We start from the raw sequence: 4,677 nt of genomic DNA, 5'->3' as shown, positions 1-4,677 counted from the left end.
CCTCCGGGCCGGGGGCCGCGGCGCGGGCGCGGGCCGGGCGGCGGGGTCAGCGGGGCGCGGGGGCGGTGCCCGCCGGGAGGTCCTGCGGCAGCAGGCTGCGCAGGTCGTCGATGGTCGGGGCCGGCACCGTGCTGAGGCGCCGCGCCTGGTGGGTGACCATCGACTCCAGCAGCTGCCGGGCGAGCCGGGCGTTGCCGAACGACCGGTCGCGCGGCAGCGACGCGATGTGGTCGTGCAGCAGTTCCAGCGTCTCGGGCGCGCAGGTGTACCCGGAGTCCTCGGCCTGCTTGCCGAGGATGGTGACGAGTTCCTCCGTGGAGTAGTTCTCGAACTCCACGTAGCGCGAGAACCGGGAGGAGAGACCGGGGTTGGAGTCCAGGAAGCGGGCCATCTCCTCGGTGTAGCCGGCGACGATGACGACGACCTCGTCGCGGTGGTCCTCCATGAGCTTCAGCAGCGTGTCGATGGCCTCACGGCCGAAGTCGTTGCCGCTGCCGCCCTCCGGGGCGAGGGTGTACGCCTCGTCGATGAACAGCACGCCGCCCATGGCGGATTCGAAGACCTCCTTGGTGAGCTGTGCCGTGTGGCCGACGTACCGGCCGACGACGTCGGCGCGGGCCACCTCGATCAACTGCCCCTGCGGCAGCACCCCGAGGGAGTGCAGCAGACCGGCGTAGAGCCGGGCGACCGTGGTCTTGCCGGTGCCGGGCGCACCGGAGAAGACGAGGTGCTGGCTGATGCGCGGCGCCGGCAGTCCGGCGGCCTGGCGCTGCCGCGCGGTGGAGAGCAGGTTGACGAGGTCGGTGACCTCGCGTTTGACGGCGGAGAGACCGACCATGGCCTCCAGCCGGGCCAGCATGGCCTCGCGGTCCTCGCCCGGGTCAGGTCCGGGGTCGGCCTGCGGGGCGACGTCCTCGGGCATCAGGAGGGTGAGGTCGCGTTCGGCGAGGTCGGTCATGGTGCCGAGGCGGAACGCCTGCCGGTCGACCATCTCCTCGAAGACGCGGCGCGCCTCGCGGCCGTTGCCGAAGGAGGCGTCGCGCGGCATGCGCTCGAAGTAGACGGCCAGCGCGTCGACGGTGCCGGGGCCGAGCTCGTACTGGTGCGCCGCGCACAGCTTCTCGGTGATGGTGACGAGGTCGGTGACGGAGTAGTTGGCGAACTCGATGGTGCGGGTGAAGCGGGAGGCGAGACCGGCGTTGGAGTCCATGAAGGCGCTCATCTCGTCGGTGTAGCCGGCGACGATGACGACGACGTCGTCGCGGTGGTCCTCCATGAGCTTCAGCAGCGTGTCGACGGCCTCGCGGCCGAAGTCGTTGGAGCTGCCGCCCTCCGGGGCGAGGGTGTACGCCTCGTCGATGAACAGCACGCCGCCCAGCGCCTGGTTGAACGCCTCGGAGGTCTTGATGGCGGTGCCGCCGATGACCTGGGCGACGAGGTCGGCGCGGGAGACCTCGACGAGGTGGCCGGAGCGCAGCGCGCCCAGCTCGGCCAGGATCGAGCCGTAGAGGCGGGCCACGGTGGTCTTGCCGGTTCCGGGCGGTCCGGCGAAAACGAGGTGGCGGCTCATGGAGGCGACGGGCATGCCCAGCCGGATGCGGCGCTGGGAGAGCTGGTTGAGGTTGACCAGGGTGCGGACCTGGTGCTTCACGCCCTCCAGTCCGATAAGGGCTTCCAACTCCTCCAGCGGGCCCTTGGGTTCGTCCGAAGCGGCGCCGCCGGCGGCGCCGGCGGCTCGTTCGGCGACGGCGGCGCCCCACTCGTCCGGTGAGGCGTTGTCGGCGCTGGCGAGGTCGAGGACCTGGAGCGCTTCGCTGGGGCGCTGCTGGGTGAGTCCGGCGCCGCGGTTGTCGCGGACGGCGCAGCCGGAGAGGGTGACGGGGGCGGTGGTGTCGACCCGGATGCCGTCGCCGGTGTTGCCGCTGATCTCGCACTGGACCAGTTCGGCGCGGGAGCCGGCCGCCAGCAGCACGCCGTGCGCGGAGCCGCCGGTGACCCGGCCGCGGGTGAGGGCGAGTTCGCCGCCGTCGTGGACGGCGACACCGGAGGCGTGGCTGCCGTCGATCTCCAGGTCCCGGGCGGTGACGACGGTACCGGTGCCGACGGTGAGGCCGGAGCCGCCGGCGCCGCGGACGGTGCAGTCGCCGAACTGGGTGGAGGCGCCCTTGCCGACGTGGATGCCGTCGCCGCCGGCCTGCTCGACGACGGTGAACTCGACGCGGCCGCGGGCGTCCTCGGTGGCGTGGAGGCCCGCGCCGGCGGGGCCGCGGAGGTGGCCCCGGCGGAGCATGGGGTTGGCGCGGGTGCGCAGCAGCACCGCGGCGCCGCTGCCGCCGTCGATCTCGAAGCGGTCGAACTCGGCGCTGGCGTCCTCCTCCAGCAGCACCGTGGCGAGGGAGTCGCCGCAGTCGCGGATCGCGGTGCGCAGGAAGGTCGGGGAGCTGGAGTCGGCGACCCGCACCGCGTGGCCGGCGGCGGAGTGGATCGAGCAGTCCTCGAAGGTGCCGCGGGAGCGGTCGGAGACGACGACGCCCTCGGCCTTGGTGCGCTGGGTGGTGCAGCCGCGCAGCAGCGGGTCGGAGCCGCCGGAGAGGGCGATCCCGGGGCCGGAGGTGCCGGTGACGGTGACGTTCTCCAGGGTGGGCCGGGCGGTGGTGGTGACGTAGACGCCGAGGGCGCTGTCGCGGATGGTGGTGCCGCTGACCCGGGTCGTGCTGGTGCCCTCCAGGGCGATGGCGGGCTTCCCGGTGCCGGATATGTCGCAGGAGTCGACGGTGCCCTCGGCTTGGCCGTTGGCGAGGACCCCGTTGCCGCGGGCGTCCCGCATGCGGCAGTTGCGGACCATGGCGCGGGAGTTCTCGCCGAGGACGACGGCGGAGGTGCCGAGGTTCTCCAGGAGGCAGTCCTCGATGACGCTGGGGTGTTCGGAGGTGTCGACGACCCCGGCGCCCTCCCGGTTGGTGACCCGGCAGCCGCGCATCGCGAGCGAGCCGGTCTCCCGGGCGATGACGGCGGTCCAGCCGGCGCCGACGACGGTGCAGTTGTCCATGGCGACCTGGCCGCGGGCGGCGTCGACGACCGCGACGTCGTCGCTGCCGCCGCGCAGCACGATGTCGGTGAGTTTCACGGCGTCGGCGGCGAGGGTGAGGGCGGTGCCCCGGTGGGGGCATATCTCGACGCTGCCGACCTCGCCCTCCCCGACGAGGGTGACGCGGGTGCGGACGGTGAGGGCCTCGGCGTAGCGCCCAGGCAGGACTCGGACGACCGCTCCCGCGCGCGCCGCGGCGAGGGCCTCACCGATCGTCCGGTAGGCGTCGGACCGGTCGGGGCTGACGGTCAGTACCTGCCGTGACACTATGCGACCTCCTGGCTCGCCGGCAGTGTGGTACTCGGTCGAGTACCGCGCTGCCGCTGGGGACTTGTGCTGCTTCTATGATCGGCCGCATGTTCGGCGACCGCAGTCGTCGCGCGGCAGCGGGGACAGCGGGAGCTGTTCTCGCCGCCGGCGTGATGCTCTCCCTGACGTCCCTGCCCGCGCACGCCGATGACGAGCCTGTCACGTTGCCGCCCCTGGCGTTGGAGCTGGCCGACGACGTGGCCTGCACCGAGGCGTCCGACACCACCGCCGAGTCGCGGCCGTGGACCTGGCGCGCGCTCCAACTGACGCGCGCCCGACAGCTGTCGAGCGGCGAGGGCGTGACGGTGGGGGTGGTCGGGACGGGCGTGGGCACGGACGTCCCCGCGCTGTCGGGCCGGCTCACCGCGGTGGGCGAGGCGGGGGTGGACTGCGTGGGGCACGGCAGTTTCGCCGCGGGGCTCATCGCGGGCGCCGCGGCGGAGGACGGTGCCGTCGCCGGGGTGGCGCCCGCGGCGGAGGTGGTCGCCGCGCGGGCCACCACCGAGCGGGGCGCGCCGGACGCGGCGACGGCGGCCGCGGGGGTGCGGGCCGCGGTCGAGGGCGGCGCGTCGGTGATCTGGCTCGGGGTGGCGCTGCGCGGGCAGCACGACGGGCTGACGGAGGCGGTCGACGAGGCGTTGGCGGCCGATGTCGTGGTGGTGGCCCCGGCCGCGCCGGACGTCTCGCCGGAGCAACTGCCGGCCGGTGAGGAGCTGCCGCCGCGCGACTACTGGCCGGCGGCGATGCCGCAGGTGCTGTCGGTGCTGGACTTCGGGCCGCAGGACGTGCGGGCGGACGGCGCGCCGCTGCCGCTGGCGGCGGACCTGGCCGCGCCCGGCGGTGACGTGGTGGGCATCGGGCCGGAGGGCCAGGGCCACTTCCTGGGGACGGGGCCGTCGCTGGCGGCGGCGCACGTCGCCGGGGCCGCCGCTCTGGTGCGCTCGCACGCGCCGGAGTTGGACCGGGAGGAGGTCGTGGAGCGGCTGCTGAGGCCCGCGTACCCGGATGTGGTGCCGCGGCTGGACGTCGTGGCGTCGCTGACGTCGTTCCTCGGCCGGCCGGTGGCCCTGCCGGAGCCGGAGCCGGCCGTGGTGCCCCCGCCCGCGCCCGCCGAGCCCGCGACGCGGGCGCTGTGGACGGCCGGTGTCGGCGTCGCGGTGGTGCTGGTGGTGGGGGCGCTGATCGCCGTGGTGCCGCGCGGGAAGGCCCGGGGCTGGCGCCCGGCGGGAGCCCCTGCTGGCGGCGGCCTTCCTGATGGCCGCGCTCTCGCTCGCCGGCCT

At 74.7% G+C, this 4,677-nt stretch carries 2 protein-coding genes; one reads left to right on the top strand and one right to left on the bottom strand.

The features are described 5' to 3' along the window. Positions 1–46: 46 nt before the first annotated feature. Positions 47–3,355, bottom strand: a complete 3,309-nt coding sequence (locus HCN52_RS21970) for a right-handed parallel beta-helix repeat-containing protein (RefSeq protein ID WP_168090181.1) — start codon at positions 3,353–3,355, stop codon at positions 47–49. 89 nt (positions 3,356–3,444) lie between these two features. Between HCN52_RS21970 and HCN52_RS21965 the strand changes: the two genes are divergently transcribed. After that, on the top strand, positions 3,445–4,677 hold a 1,233-nt coding region (locus HCN52_RS21965), incomplete at its 3' end, for a S8 family serine peptidase (RefSeq protein ID WP_312876833.1).

The organism is Streptomyces bohaiensis (assembly GCF_012033785.1).
Taxonomy (GTDB): Bacteria; Actinomycetota; Actinomycetes; order Streptomycetales; family Streptomycetaceae; genus Streptomyces; species Streptomyces bohaiensis.
This window is presented reverse-complemented; position numbering and strand designations above follow the sequence as displayed.